An 18,353-nucleotide genomic window follows, 5' to 3' on the forward strand; every position below is an offset into this window, starting at 1 on the left:
GTGAAATTATTTTAGCGGGAAGAATAGGATAGAAGAGCCGGAGTTGGCAAGTGAAGGCGGCGCGCGCGCCTCTTCCTTCTCTCCTTGTGGGAGAAGGTGGATCGGCGCGCAGCGCCGAGACGGTTGAGGGGTGTTGGACGGAGTGCCGTCATAGCCAAGCTGGAGCACCCCTCATCCGACCGAGCTTCGCTCGGCCACCTTCTCCCACAGGGGGAGAAGGGAAGGTGGCGCACAATCCTACCCCAATTCCTCGGAATGCCCGATCTCGACGCCATACTCGGCGGCAGCGTCCAGCATCGTATGCCACAGGCTTTCCGCGAAGGTGGCGAACACCAGAAGATTGAACACCGCCTGTCCGTTCGGCCGGTCATTGGCGCGCCAGAGATTGATGCTGGTGTGATCGACCGAGGTCGCCGCAGCGGTGCCGGCCGGGAACGCCGCGGGGTGCAGGTCTAGCGACGACAGTTTGGCCAGCATCGCGCGCGCCTTTTCTCCGGAAACGCTGATCAGCGCGCGCGCATGCGACTGGTCGGACAACGAGGCGGATTGCGCAAACGCCTGGCTCAGCGGTTCGCTCGCGTGCTTGCCGCCATTGGACAGGACCAGGAACTGATCCGGTCCCGACCAGATCAGCCTAGCGTCGGGAGTTCGGGTCGCCTTGGGCGTTTCCGGGGCGGCAACGCCGAAGCGGGTTTCGGCGGCCTTCGCCAGTTCTGCCGCTTTGCCGCGCCGCGCCATCACCTGGATCAGGTCGAAATTGCGGATCTCGGTGAGCGATACGCCGGCCGCCGTGCCGCGCGCGCCATAGGCGCCGACAACAAGCGCTTTCTCCAGCGGACTGCGGGCAATCCAGGAAAACTCAGCCACGCTGGCGCCCTCCATCCGGATCGTATAAGACCGGGCTGCACAGCTCGACGTCGTAGTCTTCGCCGCGTAGCGGATCGTGCGCATGGACGATCTCGCCGATGCGCTCGCGGCCACGCTCAACAAGCGCCAGCCCGATCCACTGGTCGAGCATGGGCGAGAAGCAGACCGAGGTGACGTAGCCCTGGTCGTTATCGGGGCCGGGCGTCTCGCCCTTCGGAATGATATGCGCGCCGGAGCGCAGGCGGCGCGTCTTGTCGACGGGCTTGATGCCGACGACGACCTGCCGGTCCGGGGCAATCAGCGCCTCGCGGCCGGCCATGACGCGGCCGATGAAATCTTTTTTGGTCGACATCATCTTGCCAAGGCCGAGGTCGGCGGCCGTCGTCGTGCCGTTCAGCTCCGGTCCGGCGACATGGCCCTTTTCGATGCGCATGACGCCGAGCGCCTCGGTACCGTAGGGCGTAACGCCGAACGGCTTGCCGGCCAGCATCAAATTGCGCACCAGCGCCTCGCCATAGCGGGCGGGAACCGAAATCTCGAACGCCATTTCGCCCGAAAACGAGATGCGGAACAGCCGCGCCTTGATGCCACCGCGAAGCGCAACTTCCCGCGCCCCCATGAAGGGAAAGCCTTCGTTCGACAAATCCTCCGCCGGATCGACCATTTCCCGAAGCAGGTCCCGGGTCTTCGGCCCGGCGATCGAGAATTGCGCCCACTGGTCGGAGACCGAGGTCAACTGCACGTCGAATTCCGGGAACAGCACCTGCCGGCAGAATTCGAGATGCTGCATCACCAGCCCGGCCTTGGCGGTGGTGGTGGTCAGGAAATAATGATCCTCGGCCAGCCGCGACGTCGTGCCGTCGTCATAGACGATGCCGTCCTCGCGCAGCATCAGCCCGTAGCGGGCTTTGCCGACGGCGAGACTGGAGAAGGTGTTGATGTAGACGCGGTCGAGAAAGGCGCCGGCATCCGGGCCGTGCACGTCGATCTTGCCGAGCGTCGAGACATCGCAGAAGCCGACGCCGGAGCGCACCGCCTTGACCTCGCGGGTGACCGATTCCAGCCAGTCCTTTTCGCCGGCGCGCGGATACCATTGCGCCCGCTTCCACAGGCCGGTGTCGACGAACACCGCGCCCTGTTCGGCTGCCCAGTGATGCGACGGCGTCAGCCTCGTCGCATGGAAGTCTTCGTCGCGATGATGGCCGGCGAAGGCGCCGATGGCGACCGGCACATAGGGCGGGCGGTAGATCGTCGTGCCGGTTTCGGGGATCGATTTGCCGCTGATTGCCGCCATGATGGCGAGACCGGCGACGTTCGAGGTCTTGCCCTGGTCGGTGGCCATGCCGAGCGTCGTATAGCGCTTGAGATGCTCGACCGATTCGAAACCTTCGCGCTGCGCCAGTTCGATATCGGACGCGGTCACGTCATGCTGGTAATCGACGAAGGCTTTCCCTTTGCCGGCCACATACCAAAGCGGCGTCAGCGAAAACGCCTCGCTGTCGGCGACCGGCGATGTGCCGGCATTGCCGCTGCGTCCAGCACCCTGCGCTGCCGCAGCACCCGCGGCAAAGCCCTGGCGCAGGCAGTCGCCCAGCCCGAAGGCGCCGTTGGCGGCGCCGACGGCCACCATGCCGGGCGGCGCACCATCCGGTACGAAGGCTGCGATATCGTCCTGCCATTTCGGCCGGCCGCGATGATAGGAGGTCAGCCCGACCGCCGGATTCCAGCCGCCGGACACGGCAAGCCCGTCGACTTCGACTTCCGCCCGTGCGCCGCCGGTCAGCGCCACCACGATTTTCCGGAGCCCGTCCTTGCCGCCTTCGACCCCGCTGACCGAGCCGTTGAGCACGGCAAAGCCGCCTTTGGCGGCAAGCGCGCGATGCGCGGCGGAGACGTCCGGGCGCGCATCGACGACCGCCGCGATCTGCAAACCGGCGCCAAGCGCGGTCTCGACCGTGCGCCAGCCATCCTCATTGTTGGTGAACAGCGCGATCCTCTTGGCAGGGGTAACCGCGTAGCGCGCGACATAAGTCCGCATAGCCGAAGCCATCATCACGCCCGGCGTGTCGTTACCGGCAAAGACGATCGGCCGCTCGATGGCGCCAGCGGCAACAATTGAGCGCTTCGCCACGATCCGCCACAGCCGCTGGCGCACCTGGTGCTCGGGCGGCGAGGGCAGGTGGTCGTTGACCCGCTCGATCGCGCCATAGGTGCCGCCATCATAGACGCCGAACAATGTCGTGCGGGTCATGATGCGGACATCGGGCAGTGCGGCGAGTTCGGCCAGCGTGCGCGTAATCCATTCGGCCGCCGGCGCGCCGTCGATCATGCCGCCGTCGGCGAGCAGGCGGCCGCCAAGCGCAAAATCTTCCTCGCACAGGATGACGCGGGCGCCGCCGCGCCCAGCCGCCAATGCCGCAGCCAGCCCGGCCGGGCCGGACCCGGCAATCAGCACGTCGCAATGCGCCCACGCCTTGTCGTAATGGTCGGGATCGGCGACGCCTGCAGCGCGGCCGAGGCCGGCGGCGCGGCGAATCGTTGGCTCGTAGATCGTTTCCCAGAATTTCGCCGGCCACATGAAGGTCTTGTAGTAGAAGCCGGCGACGAAGATCGGCGCGAACAGCTGATTGACCGCCATCAGATCGTGGCGCAGCGACGGCCAGCGGTTCTGGCTGGCGGCTTCGAGCCCGTCATAGAGTTCGGCCGTGGTCGCCTTGGTGTTCGGCTCGCGCCGCGCTCCGCTGCGCAGTTCGACCAGCGCGTTGGGCTCCTCCGAACCAGCGGTCAGGATGCCGCGCGGTCGATGGTATTTGAAAGAGCGGCCGACCAGCTTGACGCCATTGGCGATCAGCGCCGAGGCCAGCGTGTCGCCTTGGAAGCCGGCAAAGCTCTTGCCGTCGAAGCGGAAGGCCAGCGGCGCGGCGCGATCGATGAGACCGCCGCTCTCCAGCCGGTGTGTCTGCGCGGGGCCAACCATCAGGCCCCAACCTCGGCGGCACCGACGCCCGCAGCCGGCTCGACGGAGGAAATCTCGTGCGTCAGCGTGTTGCGGGCGACTTTCAGCCAGGCCCGGCAGCCGCCGCCATGGTACCAGTACTCACTCATCGGCCCGGCGATGTTGTCGCGCAGATAGACGTAGTCGAAGACCTCGTCTTCGGTGGCGCCGGCCGCCGGACGCGTCGGCTTGGCGTCGCCCAGATAGGTGAACTCGCCGAGTTCGCGTTCGCCGCAGAAGGGACAGACAATGCGCATGCTTCTTCAGCCAGCCTTCAATGCAGGTTCGGTTGGGCGCCTTGGCCCTTTTCGTCGATCATCGCACCTCGCCGGAAGCGGTCGAGACGAAAGCGGGCAGCCTCCTTGTGCGGCTCGTCGCGCGCCAGAAGATGAGCAAAGACCAGGCCGGAGCCGGGCGTCGCCTTGAAGCCGCCATAGCACCAGCCGGCGTTGAGATAGAGCCCGTCGACCGGTGTTTTGTCGATGATCGGCGAGCCGTCCATCGACATGTCCATGATGCCGCCCCACTGACGCAGCAGCCGTATCCGGCCGATCATCGGCATCAGCGCCATGCCGCCTTCGCAGACGTCTTCCATGACAGGCAGATTGCCGCGCTGGGCGTAGGAATTGTAGCCGTCTATATCGCCGCCGAAGACCAGGCCGCCCTTGTCGGACTGGCTGACGTAGAAATGCCCGGCGCCGAACGTCATGACATTGGGGATTAGCGGCTTGATCGCCTCGGAGACGAAGGCCTGCAGCACATGGCTTTCGATCGGCAGCCGCATGCCGGCCATCGCCGCGACGCGCGACGAGGAGCCGGCGACCGCCATGCCGACCTTGGCCGCGCCGATCCTGCCGCGGCTCGTCTCGACGCCGGTCACCTTGCCGCTGCCATCGCGGACAAAACCGGTCACCTCGCAGTTCTGGATGATGTCGACCCCGAGCGCGCTCGCCGCATGCGCATAGCCCCAGACCACGGCGTCGTGGCGCGCCGTGCCGCCGCGCCGCTGCAAAAGCCCGCCCTGCACCGGGAAACGTGCGTTGTCGAAGTTCAGGAACGGCATCATCTTCCTGACCGCCGTCAGATCGAGCAGTTCGGCATCGATGCCGTTGATGCGCATGGTGTTGCCGCGCCGCGCATAGGCGTCGCGCTGCGCGTCGGAATGGTAGAGATTGATGACGCCGCGCTGGCTGACCATGGTGTTGTAGTTGAGGTCCTGCTCCATCCGCTCCCACAGCTTCATCGACAGCTCGTAGAAGCCGGTATTGCCGGGCAGCCCGTAATTGGAGCGGATGATGGTGGTGTTGCGGCCGGCATTGCCGGAGCCGATCCAGCCCTTTTCCAGCACGGCGACATTCCTGATGCCGTATTCGCTGGCGAGGAACCATGCCGTCGCCAGGCCATGGCCGCCGCCGCCGATGATCACCACGTCGTAGTGGCTCTTTGGGCTGGCGTCGCGCCAGGTGCGCTGCCAGTTCTTATGGCCGGAAAATGCCGCCCGGGCGAGGGAGAAGATCGAGTATTTCATGAACCTGTTTCGCGCCGGGCGTGCAACAATTCCGGATCAGATGTCGAGCGTGTGGTCGCGCTCCCACTGGGTGAAGTGGGAAGCATAGGAATTCCATTCCTGCTGCTTGAGCTTTAGATAGGCCGACGAGAATTCCTCACCCAGCGCCGCCTTGAGCGATTTGTCGTTGTCGAACTCGCGCAATGCGTCGAGCAGGTTGAGCGGCAGCTTCGGCGCCCCTTCGACCGTATGGCCGAACTGGTACATGTCGATGTCGTAGCGCCGGCCGGGGTCGGCCTTCGAGCGGACGCCGTCAAGGCCGGCGGCGATGATGACGGCCTGCAGCAGATAGGGATTTGCCGCGCCGTCCGGCAGGCGCAGCTCGAAGCGGCCTGGCCCAGGCACGCGCACCATGTGGGTGCGGTTGTTGCCGGTCCAGGTCACCGTGTTCGGCGCCCAGGTGGCGCCGGAGATGGTGCGCGGTGCGTTGATGCGCTTGTAGGAATTGACTGTCGGGTTGGTGATGGCGGCAAGCGCGGACGCATGTTTCATGATGCCGCCGAGGAAATTCCTGCCCTTGGCCGACAGGCCGAGCTCCATCGCATCATCGGCAAAGACATTGGTCTTGCCGTCTTTGTCCCACACCGAGATATGCGCATGGCAGCCATTGCCGGTCAGGCCCTGGAAGGGTTTAGGCATGAAGGTTGCGCGCAGGCCGTGCTTTTCGGCGACCGATTTCACCATAAATTTGAAGAAGGAATGCTTGTCGGCGGTCGCCAGCGCATCGTCGAAGGCCCAGTTCATCTCGAACTGGCCGTTGGCGTCCTCGTGGTCGTTCTGGTAGGCGCCCCAGCCGAGCGCCAGCATGTGGTCGCAGATCTCGGCGATCACATCGTAGCGGCGCATCACCGCCTGCTGGTCGTAGCAGGGCTTCGACGCCGTGTCATATTCGTCGGAAATCGTCTTGCCATCCGGCGAGATCAGGAAGAATTCGGCCTCGACGCCGGTCTTGATGTGCATGCCGTCGCCAGCGGCCTCCGCGATCAACCGCTTCAGCGTGTTGCGCGGCGCCTGCTCGACCGATTTGTCGTCCATGATGCAGTTGGCGGCGACCCAGGCGACTTCCGGCTTCCAAGGCAACTGGATCACCGAGGCCGGATCCGGCACCGCCAGCATGTCGGGATGCGCCGGCGTCAGGTCGAGCCAGGTGGCAAAGCCGGCAAAGCCGGCACCGTCGCGCTGCATGTCGGCGATCGCCTGCGCCGGCACCAGCTTGGCGCGTTGCCCACCGAACAGGTCGGTGTAGGATATCATGAAATATTTGACGCCCTTCTCCTTGGCGAAGGCGGCGAGATCGTTCCCCATTATAGTTCCTCGCTTACTGGCATTTGGTTTGTCTTAGAAGCCGTTCTTGCCCGGTATCCAGTTGGTGCCGGCCAGCGGCACGCCGGCCATGGCGGCGGCTTCGATCGTCAAGGCCACAAGATCCTCGGGCTCGAGATTGTGCAGGCTGTTCTTGCCGCAGGCGCGGGCGATTGTCTGAGCCTCAAGTGTCATCACCTTAAGATAATTCGCCAGCCGTCGGCCGGCCGCAATCGGATCGACCCGTTTCATTAGCTCGGGATCCTGCGTGGTGATGCCGGCCGGGTCGCGACCCTCATGCCAGTCGTCATAGGCGCCGGCGGTGGTGCCGAGCTCGTTGTATTCCGCTTCCCAGCGCGGGTCGTTGTCGCCGAGCGCGACAAGCGCTGCCGTGCCGATCGACACCGCGTCGACGCCGAGCGCCAGCGCCTTGGCGACGTCGGCGCCGTTGCGTATGCCGCCGGAGACGATCAGCTGCACCTTGCGGTGCATGCCGAGATCCTGCAGCGCCTGCACGGCCGGCCTGATGCAGGCAAGCGTCGGCTGGCCGACATTTTCAATGAACACTTCCTGGGTCGCCGCCGTGCCGCCCTGCATGCCGTCGACGACGACGACATCGGCGCCCGATTTCACCGCAAGCGCGGTGTCGTAATACGGCCGCGCGCCGCCGACCTTGACGTAGATCGGCTTTTCCCAGTCGGTGATCTCGCGCAGTTCGAGGATCTTGATCTCGAGGTCGTCCGGCCCGGTCCAGTCGGGGTGGCGCGAGGCCGAGCGCTGGTCGATGCCTTTCGGCAGCGTGCGCATTTCGGCGACGCGGTCGGAGATCTTCTGGCCGAGCAGCATGCCGCCGCCGCCGGGTTTGGCGCCCTGGCCGACGACCACCTCGATCGCGTCGGCACGGCGCAGATCGCGCGGGTTCATGCCGTAGCGCGACGGCAGATACTGGTAGACCAGCGTCTTCGAATGGCCGCGCTCTTCCTCGGTCATGCCGCCGTCGCCGGTGGTCGTCGAGGTGCCGGACAGCGTCGCGCCGCGGCCAAGCGCTTCCTTGGCCGGCCCGGACAGCGAGCCGAAGCTCATGCCGGCAATGGTGATCGGGATTTTCAATTCGATCGGTTTCTTCGCATAGCGCGACCCGAGCACGACGCTGGTGTCGCAGCGCTCGCGATAGCCTTCGAGCGGGTAGCGCGAGATCGAGGCACCAAGGAACAGAAGGTCATCGAAATGCGGCAGCTTGCGCTTGGCGCCGGCGCCCCTGATATCATAGATGCCGGTCGCCGCGGCGCGGCGGATCTCGGAAAGCGTGTAGTCGTCGAAGGTCGCGGATTTGCGCGGCGTCGTCGGCGGGTTGCGATAGGTCATTGAGCCTCAATACGCGTCGGCGTTGTCGATATTGAAATTGTAGAGGGTACGAGCCGAGCCATAACGCTTGAACTCCGCCGCCTTGACGCCGGTCACACCGGCGCGGTCGAGCAAGCCTTGCAGCAATTCGAGATGCTCGGGCCGCATCTCCTTGGCGATGCAGTCGGCGCCGAGGCTTTCGACCTTGCCGCGCACGAAAAGCCGCGCCTCGTAGATGGAATCGCCGAGCGCATCGCCGGCGTCGCCCAGCACCACGAGGTTGCCGGACTGCGCCATGAAGGCCGACATGTGGCCGATATTGCCATGGACGACGATGTCGATGCCCTTCATCGAGATGCCGCAGCGCGACGACGCGTTGCCTTCGATAACGAGCAACCCGCCCCGGCCGGTGGCGCCGGCATACTGGCTGGCATCGCCTTTGACGACGATCTGGCCGGACATCATGTTCTCGCCGACGCCGGGCCCGGCCGAGCCATGCACGGTGATGGTGCCGCCGTCGTTCATGCCGCCGCAATAATAGCCGACGCTGCCGCGCACATCGATGGCGACCGGCTGGTCGACGCCGACGGCGACCGAATGGCTGCCTCGCGGGTGGAGCACCTCCCAGGCGGTCTCGTTCGAACCGGGCGCCAGATCGTGCAGCGCCTGGTTGAGCTCGCGCAGCGACATTTCGGCCAGATCGAAGACCCGTGACGCATGGCCCGGCTCGCGAGCCGCCTTGGAGAGGTTAATTGCCGGCATTGGTTCAATGCTCCCAGAAATAGACGGTTGCGGGCTCGGGTTCCCAGACCTTCGCATTGTCTATGCCGGGCAGTTTGGTGAGCGCACGATATTCTGAGCCGAAGGCGACATACTGGTCGGTTTCGGCCATTACTGCGGGCTTGCAGGCGATCGGGTCGCGCACCACGCCGAAGCCGTTCTTGGTGCCGACGACGAAGGTGAAAAACCCGTCGAGATCGCTCAGCGTGCCTTCCAGCGCCTCGCCCAGATTCTTGCCATGCGCCATCTGCGAGGAGAGATAGGCGGCAGCGACCTCGGTGTCGTTCTCGGTCTCGAATGTCATGCCTTCGCGGATCAGCTCGCGGCGGACATTGTTGTGGTTGGACAGCGAGCCATTATGCACCAGGCACTGGTCGGCGCCGGTCGAGAACGGATGCGCGCCCATCGTCGTCACCGCCGATTCGGTCGCCATGCGGGTATGGCCGATGCCGTGGGTGCCGGTCATCTCGCGGACGCCGAAACGGTCGACGACCGCTTCCGGCAAGCCGACTTCCTTGTAGATTTCGACGACGTCGCCGGCGCCCATGATGCGGATGTCGGGGCGCAGCGTCTGGATCGCCTCGCGCGCTTCGTCGATCTTGGCAGGCGTCGTCCGGACCACCGCATGCGTCGACTTCGCAGCAATGCTCACCGGCGCGCCGATTGCCTTGGCGAGTTCGGCGTCGAGGCCGCGGAAATCGCGCTCCGGCTTGGCCGACTGGATGGTGATCTTGGCTTCACTGGAGGGCGCGCCATAGATGGCGATGCCGGCGCTGTCGGGACCGCGATCGCTGAGCGAGATCAGCATCTCCGACAGCATCGCGCCAAGCTGGGGCTCGAGCGACTTGTCCTTCAAAAACAGTCCGACGATTCCGCACATGTCAGCCTCCGCGAGTTCGTTCCCTCCGAGATGTATCGAATGAGTCCCGAGAATTCAATTGGTATGAAAAAAATTTTCCTGTCGTTATATTTCGGCTGAGGCGCCGCCGGCCGCACTATCGCCGCGCTGGCCGCCATTGTGAGCCCATTTGGCATAGCGGATGCGGGCGATCTTGTAGGCATCCAGGATCGATAGGGCATAGATCAGGAAGCCGCCGGCATGGCGGCCGACGAAGCTGGCATCGGGCGGCGCGATCTTGGCGGTGACCCAGGCGAGGATCACCATGAAGAACAGAAATCGCAGGCCGCGCACCGGCACGCCGAGCACGACATGCCCGCTCGCCGGCAAGACGATCGCAGCGCCCAGAACCAGATAGGGGCTCGGTGGTGCGGGGGAGGTGGTGATCTGGCTGGTCATGCCGCTTGCCGTTCGCTTTGATTGATGGCATCGCGCAGCGCCGAAGCCGACGACAGCAGCCTCTCGATCAGCACCGGATCGAGCCTGACCGTGCCGAATTCGGCTTGCCGGAATACGCCGTAACGCGCGCGCTCGGCCTCGGCCAGAAGCCAGACGATGCGCACGCCGTTCGGCGTGATCAGCAATTCCTTGGTGCGCTCCTCGGCAAAGATATCGAGGTGGCCGGCGATGATGGCTTCGGGGAAGCGCACGCCCTTGCGGTCGCTCCGCAGCACCGCCTCGGCCGGAAACCCCGCCGCCTTCGGCAGCGGATGGACGAGATGATCGAAATTGGAAAAAGTCGTCGGCGATCCCGGCCGCATCATCATATCGAAAGTGCCTGGTATCGCGACCTTTTCGGTGATCGAAACGCTCAGCCAGCGCGCCGGCAGCTTCCTGATCGCCAGCGTGTCGACGATGGTCCGCACCTGCACCCGCCGGCCGTTCCACGAGCCGGCGAAGGTAACGACGCCGGCAGTGCCGTCCGAGATGTTGGCCACGTCGGGGATGACGGCGCGGACGCCGGCTTCGTCGGCGGCAAGACCGGTCGAAGCCTTGGCGCGGCTGGCCCGCGCAAGCCAGGCTATATGGAGGACGAGAGCCAGGGCAACCGCCCCGGCGAGCAATGCTGAGATCACCTAACGCACCTCGTCACGCAAATGCCCGCCCAGACCGGGCGCGCCGTCAGTAGCCCTGCGGCTTCGGCCACGGCATGGTGAACTGGGCACCACGGCGCACGAATTTGTAGCGGTAGAAGTGGAACCACAGCGAGATCAGGAAGTAGAAGGCGACCATGGCGATCAGCTGCGAGCCGAAGCCGAGGAAGATCGCAAAGAAGGTGACGACGCAAAGGCAGAACAAGACGATCGCCGGCAGCGGATGGAACGGATGGGTGTAGCCGCGGCGGATCGAGCCGAGCGGCCACTTTTTCCTGAACATGATGATGTTGATGCTCATGAAGGTATATTGCAGCACGCCCGACAGGATCGAGAAGGTGATCGCCTGGTTGAGGTCGGCGATGAAGGCGAAGGCGAGCGCGATCGGCAGCAGAAACAGGATCGAGCGATAGGGCGTGCGGTATTTCGGATGCACCGCCGAGAACCAGGTCGGCAGATAGCGGTCGCGGCCGAGCGAAAACCAGGCGCGCGCGGCGTCGTTGATGCAGCCATTGGCGGAGGCGAGCGCGGCAAGCAGCGTCGCGATGAACAACAGGTTTTCCAGCAGCGCACTGCCGGTCAGTTTGCCCGCGTCCCACAGCGGATAATAGGTGATGCCGAGATATTCCCAGGGCATCAGCGAGGCGCAGACATACCAGGTCATGGCGGCGGCGATCAGAAGCGTGATCATGCCGGCCATCGTGCCGTAGGGCAGCGAGCGCGCCGGCGAGCGCACTTCCTCGGCGGCCTGCGTGGTGCCCTCGATGCCGAGATAGTACCAGATGCCGAACTGGAAGGCGGCGATGACGCCGATCCAGCCATAGGGCAGGGCGTTGCCCGGGGTCACCAACTCGTTCAGCTTGAGCACGGCGCCTTGCGTCCACGGGCTGACCGAGAAGAACAGGATGACGATCGAGACATAGGCTATCGCGGTGATGACGAAATTGACGTTGAGCGTCATCAGCACGCCGCGATAGTTCAGCCATGCCAGCACGACGATTGTCGCGGCGATGAAGGAATTGTGGTTGAGGCCCTCGACGCCGGCCTTGGCGACGATGGTGTCGCCGAGCAGGATCGCGTCCGACACTTCGAGCATGGTATAGGCAAAGACCAGGAACAGCGCGACGTTGAAGGCCATCAGCGGCCCGACAATGTGCTTGGCCTGGGCATATTGGCCGCCGGCGGCGGCAACCGTCGAGGTAACTTCGGAATCGATCATCGCGACCGACGTGTAGAGCAGCCCGACGATCCAGCAGACGATCAGCGCCGCCAGCGCGCCGCCCTTGTCCGCCGCGAAATTCCAGCCGGTGAATTCGCCGACCAGAACGATGCCGACACCGAGCGCCCAGACATGGGCGGGGCCGAGCACCCTGAGCAGTGAAACCCTGTCGCCTTGCACTTGCACCGCTGGTTCAGCCGTGATCGTCATCGTTCAATCCCCCACTCAGATCCGGTGTTTTTCGGACACGGCTTCAAGTTCGCCTTCCCTGGACGAGGTCAGCATCTCTTCGGAATAGGTCGTGTCGATCTTGAACCAGTCGTAGAGCATCCACAGCGCGAGCACGATCGAGATGCCCCAGCATGCGTAAGAGAGTGCCACCCACATGACGATGCTTCCCTATCTATTTGTCGCCGAACTTTTCGTCGATGACGTCGCGGTATTCGCGGTCCGATGCGCGGAACAGAAAGATGAAATAGCCGATCAGCACCGCCGCCATGATGATCAGCGTCGGCCAGTCGATGATGTAGTGGAACCGGTTCTGGATGACGTCGTGCGCGGTTTCCGGCGTGTAGCCGAGCTTTTCCCAGATCGAGGCCATGGTCGGGTTTTGTCCGAGCGCTTCCCACGTCTTGGCGTCGAGCGCGTCGATGGATTTTGCCGCCCCTGCCAGCCCTAGTTTCAGCGGCAGCCACAGCGCGACGAAAATCGCGACCACGACGACGGCGATATCGAAAACCTGTCCGGCCTTGCTCTGTTCGGGCGGTGTATAGCGGGCCATGCGTCTCCCCCTCAGGACTTGCGGTTGCGGTAGGCGTCGGCATTCTTGATGTCGAGGCCGTAGATGAAGTCCTTGTCTTCCTTGTAGTGGTTGACCATCGCCAGGATCGCCGCCGTGTTGAAGATCAGCACGGCGGCGGCGGCGACCGCGACGACGAGCTTGATGCCGGCGTCGGGGACGTATGGCCATGTCATGAACAGGACAAAGAGGATCGTCGCCCACAGGCAGACGATCAGGAGCATGGATCCACGCACGTCGGAACGGTACAACGCTTCCACGCGCTGTTGCAGGTCGGACATCGGCTTTCCCCTTTTCAACGCCGGTCCGGATTGGCCGGTCATTGCCCTCTTTCAAGAGAGTGAAATTTTTTTCATAAAATCCGGCCGAATTCTGGAATTGTCAAGACGATTTTACGCGACGTTAACCGTTTGTTTGGGCTCGCCGGATTTGCCTGACAATGAAATTATTTGCTTACGGGTATTGCAGGCTCCCGGCGTTTGCGGTCAATATTCAAGGCAACGCTCCCGCCTGTGTGCAGGGAGCAGGGGAAAGCAAAAAAGTTTCTTTCGAACGGAGGACAGCGGATGACGGCATCCTGGAGATTTTCGACGCTTGCGGACCGCCATCGCGCGCTCGGCTCGAAGCTCGAGGACTGGAGCGGCATGGGCACCGCCTGGACCTACGACAAGGACGCCGACGAAGAGTATATCGCCATCCGCACCAAGGCCGGCCTGATGGACGTGTCCGGCTTGAAGAAGGTCCACATCACCGGGCCGCACGCCTCGCACCTGATCGATCTGGCGACGACGCGCGACGTCGAAAAGATCTATCCCGGCAAGTCGGCCTATGCCTGCATGCTCAACGAGGCCGGCAAGTTCACCGACGACTGCATCCTCTACCGCACCGGCCCGAATTCCTGGATGGTCGTGCATGGCTCGGGCACCGGCCATGAAGAGCTGCAGCGCGCTTCGGTCGGTCGTGACGTGTCGCTGCGCTTCGATGACAATCTGCACGACCTTTCGCTGCAGGGGCCGCTAGCCGTGGATTATCTGGCAAAGCATGTGCCCGGCATTCGCGACCTCAACTATTTCCACCACATGCAGACGCAGTTGTTCGGCTTTCCGGTGATGATCTCGCGCACCGGCTACACCGGCGAGCGCGGCTACGAGATCTTCTGCCGTGGCCAGGACGCCGGAACGATCTGGGACAGGATCCTCGACGAGGGCAAGAGCGCCGGCATCATCCCGTGCCGCTTCACCACGCTCGACATGCTGCGCGTCGAGAGCTACCTGCTGTTTTACCCCTACGACAATTCGCAGAAATACCCGTTTGAGAACGAAGGCCCGGGCGACACGCTGTGGGAGCTTGGTCTCGACTTCACCGTCAGCCCCGGCAAGACGGGCTTTCGCGGTGCCGAGGAGCATTATCGCCTCAAGGGCAAGGAGCGCTTCAAGATCTTCGGCGTGCTGCTCGAAGGCAAGGAGCCGGCCGACGAGGGCGCACCGGTCTATCGCGACGGCAAAAAGGTCGGCGTGGTGACCTGCGCCATGTATTCGCCGCTGGTCAAAAAATCGATGGGCATCGCCCGGCTCGACGCCGACTGCGCCGTACAGGGCACAAGGCTCGAGATCCGCAACAAGAGCGGCGCCATCAGCGCAACCGCCGAGCCGCTTCCTTTCAACGATCCGAAGAAGACCAAGCGCACGGCGAAAGGCTGAGGCATACTGCGGGTATGGCAGCGAAAAGCATCATCAGCCGGCCGGTCTATGGGACCCTGTCTCCGCAGCCCGGCAAGCATCATCTTTTCATAGCGGATGCAGAAGGAGCGCTGGCCATTGCCGATCTGGCCGCCAAGGCACCGGCGGATTTCTTCGGCGGCGCCCACATCATCTTCATTCCCGGCCGCGACGGCAAATACGCCGATGCGCTCGAAGCCCTGAAGCCGGCACAATTCTACCTCGGCCATTCCTTCACCAGTGCCCTGCCGCGGCTGAAGCAGACGCTGGCCAACGCCCATATGGGCCTCAGGCTCTACCTTGCCGGCACCGAGGGGCTGATCGGCCAGGCCATGCAGGCGGCGCTCGAAGCCGGCATCGACCACACCTCGGTTCAGACCGAGCATCGCGGCTCGCTGGCGCGCCGCATGCAGTGCGTCCATTGCAAGGGCATCACCGAGAACGTGACGACGCAGCCGGCAACCTGTTCGCATTGCGGCCTCTTGCTTCTGGTGCGCGATCACTATTCGCGGCGCCTCGCCGCCTTCCAGGGCGTCTGCATCAACGCCGAGGACCGCAGCGAAATTCCTCCGATCGAGGAGGTCTTTCGATGAGCACCGGCACCACCAAACTCGATGTCGTCGTCAGCGATGTCGTCCCGGTCAACGAGCTGGTGACGCGCTTTCATTTCCGCCGGCGCGACGGCGAGCTTTTGCCGACCTTTTCCGGCGGCGCGCATGTCGTCGTCGAGATGCGCGATGGCGAACGCACCAGGCTCAATCCCTATTCGCTGATGGGCTCGCCGCTCGACACCCGCGAATACACCATCTCGGTGCGCCGCGACGACGCCGGTCGCGGCGGCTCGCTTTTCATGCACAGGCAGGTCAGGCCGGGCACGGAGATGGTGGTCAGCTATCCCGTCAACCTGTTCTCGCTCGATCTGCGCGCCAGGAAGCATCTGATGCTGGCCGGCGGCATCGGCATCACCCCGTTCATGGCGCAGACCGCGCAGCTGGCGGCGGAAGGCGGCAATTTCGAATTGCATTACACCTGCCGCACCGCCTCGCTCGGCACCTATGCCGACCTGCTGAGAGAGCGCTACGATCGCCGGGTCAGGCTCTATCACGACGACCGCGACGAGCGCGTCGATCTCGACCGGCTGCTGTCTTCGCAGCCGCTCGGCACGCATCTCTATGTCTGCGGCCCGTCCGGCATGATCGACTGGGTGCGCGATCGCGCGGCTGCCTTAGGCTGGCCTGCCGAGACCGTGCATTTCGAGCATTTCGCGGCACCGCAGCCCGGCGCGCCCTTCGACGTGACGCTGGCGCTCAGCGGCAAGACCATCCGCGTCGACGAGCAGCAGAGCCTGCTCGAGGCGATCGAGGCGGCCGGCGTCGATCCGCCCTATCTTTGCCGCGGCGGCGTCTGCGGCCAGTGCGAGACCAACGTCATCTCGCATGACGGCAAATTCATCCACAACGACCACTGGCTGAGCGAGGAAGACCACCGTTCGGGCTGCAAGATCATGCCCTGCGTCTCGCGCTTCGAGGGCAGGTCGCTGGTGCTGGAAAGATAGGAGGCGAGCTTGGGCATCACCTTTCGCAAGGAAACCTTCCGCGACGACTTCACCTTCAGGAACAGCCCCGAGCACATCAGGCGGTTCCCGTTCCCGTTCCATGAAGACAGCTACATGTATGCGGTCAACATCGAGCCGCATGTCGTCGGGCCGAAGGGCAGCGTGCTGGAGAACCTGATCGACGTCGACGAGCACTATGTCGCCGAGATGCAGGACCGCGCGCTGGTGCTGGCCGAAGACCCGCTGCGCTGCCAGTCGCTGCCGCACATGACGCTGGCCGGCTGGGACCTGCTCGAACTGCTGATGGAGCAGCAGGCGCTGGGCTATCCCGAGCATTTCACGCTGATCCGCGACGGCGACCGCTGGCGCTGGATCAACCGGCCGCTCGGCATCGACGACAGTTTCACCTTCGGCGACGTTTCGACGCTGCCCTATGGGCCGATGGAATACATCACCCGCCAGAGCCAGGGCGATTTCTGCATCCTCGACCAGCGCGACGGCAATCTGTGGATGGACGCCGGCATGGTCACCACCCAGGCCGACTGGTCGCTCGATTTCGACATCGGCATGAACTTCTTCGAGTGGCACGCGCCGGTACCGCTGGCGCACGAGAAGGGGATATTCGTCCGGGCGCTGAAGTTCCTCACCAACATCCAGCAGGGCAAGCCGGCGCGCCGGCTGAACTGGACGATGACCATCAATCCGCGCCTCGATACCAGCCCGGAAAATTACCACAAGTGGGGTCCGGACCGCGCCACGGTGACGCCGGAAAATGTCGGCGAAAAAGTGCATCTGCGCGTCGAGCTGCAGAGCTTCTGGCGGCTGCCGCGCTCGAATGCGATCGTCTTCCCGATCCGCTGCTACCTGATCAAGATGGACGAGCTGGTGACGCAGCCGAAATGGGCAAGGCGGCTGCACCGCGTCATGCGCGACCTTCCCGACGAACTCGCCGCCTACAAGGGCCTGACGCGCTACCGCGCGACGCTGGTCGAATGGCTGTCGAAGCTGGATGACGGGAGTGCGACGTCGCCGGGGTTTGGGCCGGATTGAGGTTCTGTTTGCGAGGTTCGCGCTGCCCGTCAAGCTGCCAATCTCCCCCCAAGAGGGGGAGATGCCCGGCAGGGCAGAGGGGGGCGCCGTAGAGCGCCGGCCTTCCCATAATGCCCACTCCACCGCTTCGGCGAAGATCACGACGCGCCAGCCAGCCCAGCCACAATCACGATATGCTGGCAGACATTATCGATATCGCGAATGACATCGCGGTTCGCCCCCCTCTGTCCTGCCGGACATCTCCCCCTCAAGGGGGGAGATTGGATTTCACTTCGGCTTTCGCCAATCGCCAACGCTGCAAAAGAGGCGTCGTCGGCGAAGCTGCCGATCTCCCCCCACGAGGTCCCACGAGGGGGAGATCGAACTCTCACCCCGCGCTTTGCGGGTAGCAGATGATCGACAGATAGCGCATCGGCAGAACGCTCAGCACTTCCGGTCCGTGCGGCGCATCGGCGTCGAAGAACAGGCTGTCACCGGGCTTCATCGGGTAGAGATTGCTGCCGTGCCGGTAAACCACCTCGCCCTCGAGCATATAGAGGAATTCCATGCCTTCGTGCTGGAAGGTCGGGAACACGTCGGAATCCTCGGTCAGCGTGATCAGATAGGGTTCCACGACGACGCCGCTGGTGTTGGAGCCGATATGGCCGAGCAGATTGTACTGGTGGCCGGCGCGCGTGCCACGGCGTTCGACGTCGAGGCCTTCGCCGGCCTTGACGAAGACGGCACTGCGCTCTTCCTCGAAGCGGCGGAAGAATGCGGTGACGGGAACGCCGAGTGCCCGCGACAGCGCCTGCAACGTGGTCAGCGACGGCGAGGTGATGCCGTTCTCGATCTTCGACAGCATGCCAAGCGAAATGTCGGTGGCGGCAGCCAGATCGGCGACGGTGATGCCGAGCTTCTTGCGGAATGCCCGCACCTCGCGGCCGATCGCGACCTCCAGCACTTTTTCGCGGGTGTCGCGAATGGCGTGCGGGTTCTGGGTGAGCGGCGCGCGTATCTTGCGCGGATCGATTGCAGCGACCGACGGCTTGGCTTTGGCGGCGACGACGGCCGCAGCGGGCTTTAGACTGGATGCTTTTTTCGCCATGTTGCCACCCCGGACCTTGCCGATTCATTTCACTCACGGTGAACATATTCGGTGCCGATACAGAAGCGCAACTGCCAC

Annotated in this window: 19 protein-coding genes; 4 read left to right on the forward strand and 15 right to left on the reverse strand. The window is 64.0% G+C overall.

Going from position 1 to position 18,353, the window contains the following annotated elements; translation table 11 throughout:
* Nucleotides 1–237: 237 nt before the first annotated feature.
* From NKJ73_RS10995 to NKJ73_RS11060, 14 genes are all read right to left on the reverse strand, one after another.
* Nucleotides 238–867, reverse strand: a complete 630-nt coding sequence (locus tag NKJ73_RS10995) for a sarcosine oxidase subunit gamma (protein ID WP_352569359.1) — start codon at nt 865–867, stop codon at nt 238–240.
* The gene (locus NKJ73_RS11000; protein ID WP_352569360.1) at nt 860–3,844 is read right to left on the reverse strand and encodes a sarcosine oxidase subunit alpha; all 2,985 of its coding nucleotides are present in this window, start codon (nt 3,842–3,844) and stop codon (nt 860–862) included. Before NKJ73_RS11000 ends, NKJ73_RS10995 begins: the two co-directional genes overlap by 8 nt.
* Nucleotides 3,844–4,119, reverse strand: a complete 276-nt coding sequence (locus NKJ73_RS11005; protein WP_352569361.1) for a sarcosine oxidase subunit delta — start codon at nt 4,117–4,119, stop codon at nt 3,844–3,846. The genes NKJ73_RS11000 and NKJ73_RS11005 overlap by 1 nt, the downstream gene beginning before the upstream one ends.
* Before the next feature lie 17 nt (nt 4,120–4,136).
* Nucleotides 4,137–5,390 carry a sarcosine oxidase subunit beta family protein gene (locus NKJ73_RS11010; RefSeq protein ID WP_352569362.1) on the reverse strand — a complete coding sequence of 418 codons (1,254 nt, stop codon included), beginning with the start codon at nt 5,388–5,390 and terminating at the stop codon, nt 4,137–4,139.
* Between the two features lie 36 nt (nt 5,391–5,426).
* A complete protein-coding gene (glnT, locus tag NKJ73_RS11015) occupies nt 5,427–6,734 on the reverse strand; it encodes a type III glutamate--ammonia ligase (protein WP_352569363.1) in 1,308 nt (435 codons plus the stop codon).
* 33 nt (nt 6,735–6,767) lie between these two features.
* On the reverse strand, nt 6,768–8,096 hold the full coding sequence (locus NKJ73_RS11020) for an FMN-binding glutamate synthase family protein (RefSeq protein WP_023673984.1): 1,329 nt from the start codon (nt 8,094–8,096) through the stop codon (nt 6,768–6,770).
* Nucleotides 8,097–8,102: 6 nt separating this feature from the next.
* Entirely contained in the window at nt 8,103–8,837 is a 735-nt protein-coding gene (locus NKJ73_RS11025; protein WP_352453795.1) for a GltB/FmdC/FwdC-like GXGXG domain-containing protein, read from the reverse strand.
* 4 nt (nt 8,838–8,841) lie between these two features.
* Nucleotides 8,842–9,735 carry a class II glutamine amidotransferase gene (locus tag NKJ73_RS11030; protein WP_023673986.1) on the reverse strand — a complete coding sequence of 298 codons (894 nt, stop codon included), beginning with the start codon at nt 9,733–9,735 and terminating at the stop codon, nt 8,842–8,844.
* A gap of 84 nt (nt 9,736–9,819) precedes the next feature.
* Nucleotides 9,820–10,152, reverse strand: coding sequence for a hypothetical protein (locus NKJ73_RS11035; RefSeq protein WP_352569364.1), 333 nt, complete (start codon nt 10,150–10,152; stop codon nt 9,820–9,822).
* The gene (locus NKJ73_RS11040) at nt 10,149–10,829 is read right to left on the reverse strand and encodes a hypothetical protein (protein WP_352569366.1); all 681 of its coding nucleotides are present in this window, start codon (nt 10,827–10,829) and stop codon (nt 10,149–10,151) included. The genes NKJ73_RS11035 and NKJ73_RS11040 overlap by 4 nt, the downstream gene beginning before the upstream one ends.
* 46 nt (nt 10,830–10,875) lie before the next feature.
* Entirely contained in the window at nt 10,876–12,276 is a 1,401-nt protein-coding gene (locus tag NKJ73_RS11045) for an APC family permease (RefSeq protein WP_292653875.1), read from the reverse strand.
* 15 nt (nt 12,277–12,291) lie between these two features.
* Nucleotides 12,292–12,453, reverse strand: a complete 162-nt coding sequence (locus NKJ73_RS11050; RefSeq protein ID WP_023673991.1) for a hypothetical protein — start codon at nt 12,451–12,453, stop codon at nt 12,292–12,294.
* Nucleotides 12,454–12,469: 16 nt separating this feature from the next.
* The gene (locus tag NKJ73_RS11055; RefSeq protein WP_352452523.1) at nt 12,470–12,847 is read right to left on the reverse strand and encodes a hypothetical protein; all 378 of its coding nucleotides are present in this window, start codon (nt 12,845–12,847) and stop codon (nt 12,470–12,472) included.
* 11 nt (nt 12,848–12,858) lie between these two features.
* Entirely contained in the window at nt 12,859–13,146 is a 288-nt protein-coding gene (locus NKJ73_RS11060; protein ID WP_023673993.1) for a hypothetical protein, read from the reverse strand.
* A 285-nt stretch (nt 13,147–13,431) separates the two neighbouring features.
* On the opposite strand from NKJ73_RS11060, the gene NKJ73_RS11065 reads away from it, so the two are divergent.
* Genes NKJ73_RS11065 through NKJ73_RS11080 form a run of 4 tightly spaced genes read left to right on the forward strand, consistent with a single transcriptional unit; the run spans nt 13,432 to nt 17,188 of the window.
* Nucleotides 13,432–14,565 carry an aminomethyl transferase family protein gene (locus NKJ73_RS11065; protein WP_352569367.1) on the forward strand — a complete coding sequence of 378 codons (1,134 nt, stop codon included), beginning with the start codon at nt 13,432–13,434 and terminating at the stop codon, nt 14,563–14,565.
* Nucleotides 14,566–14,579: 14 nt separating this feature from the next.
* Nucleotides 14,580–15,176: a dimethylamine monooxygenase subunit DmmA family protein gene (locus NKJ73_RS11070; protein WP_352569368.1), complete on the forward strand. Its 597-nt coding sequence runs from the start codon at nt 14,580–14,582 to the stop codon at nt 15,174–15,176.
* The gene (locus NKJ73_RS11075) at nt 15,173–16,138 is read left to right on the forward strand and encodes a PDR/VanB family oxidoreductase (RefSeq protein WP_352569369.1); all 966 of its coding nucleotides are present in this window, start codon (nt 15,173–15,175) and stop codon (nt 16,136–16,138) included. Before NKJ73_RS11070 ends, NKJ73_RS11075 begins: the two co-directional genes overlap by 4 nt.
* A gap of 9 nt (nt 16,139–16,147) precedes the next feature.
* On the forward strand, nt 16,148–17,188 hold the full coding sequence (locus NKJ73_RS11080) for a heme-dependent oxidative N-demethylase family protein (protein WP_352569370.1): 1,041 nt from the start codon (nt 16,148–16,150) through the stop codon (nt 17,186–17,188).
* A 367-nt stretch (nt 17,189–17,555) separates the two neighbouring features.
* Here the strand turns inward: NKJ73_RS11080 and NKJ73_RS11085 are convergent, their stop codons facing one another.
* Nucleotides 17,556–18,275: a helix-turn-helix domain-containing protein gene (locus NKJ73_RS11085; RefSeq protein ID WP_352452528.1), complete on the reverse strand. Its 720-nt coding sequence runs from the start codon at nt 18,273–18,275 to the stop codon at nt 17,556–17,558.
* Nucleotides 18,276–18,353: the final 78 nt, after the last annotated feature.

It is taken from the genome of Mesorhizobium sp. M0074 (assembly GCF_040322975.1).
Classification (GTDB): Bacteria; Pseudomonadota; Alphaproteobacteria; order Rhizobiales; family Rhizobiaceae; genus Mesorhizobium.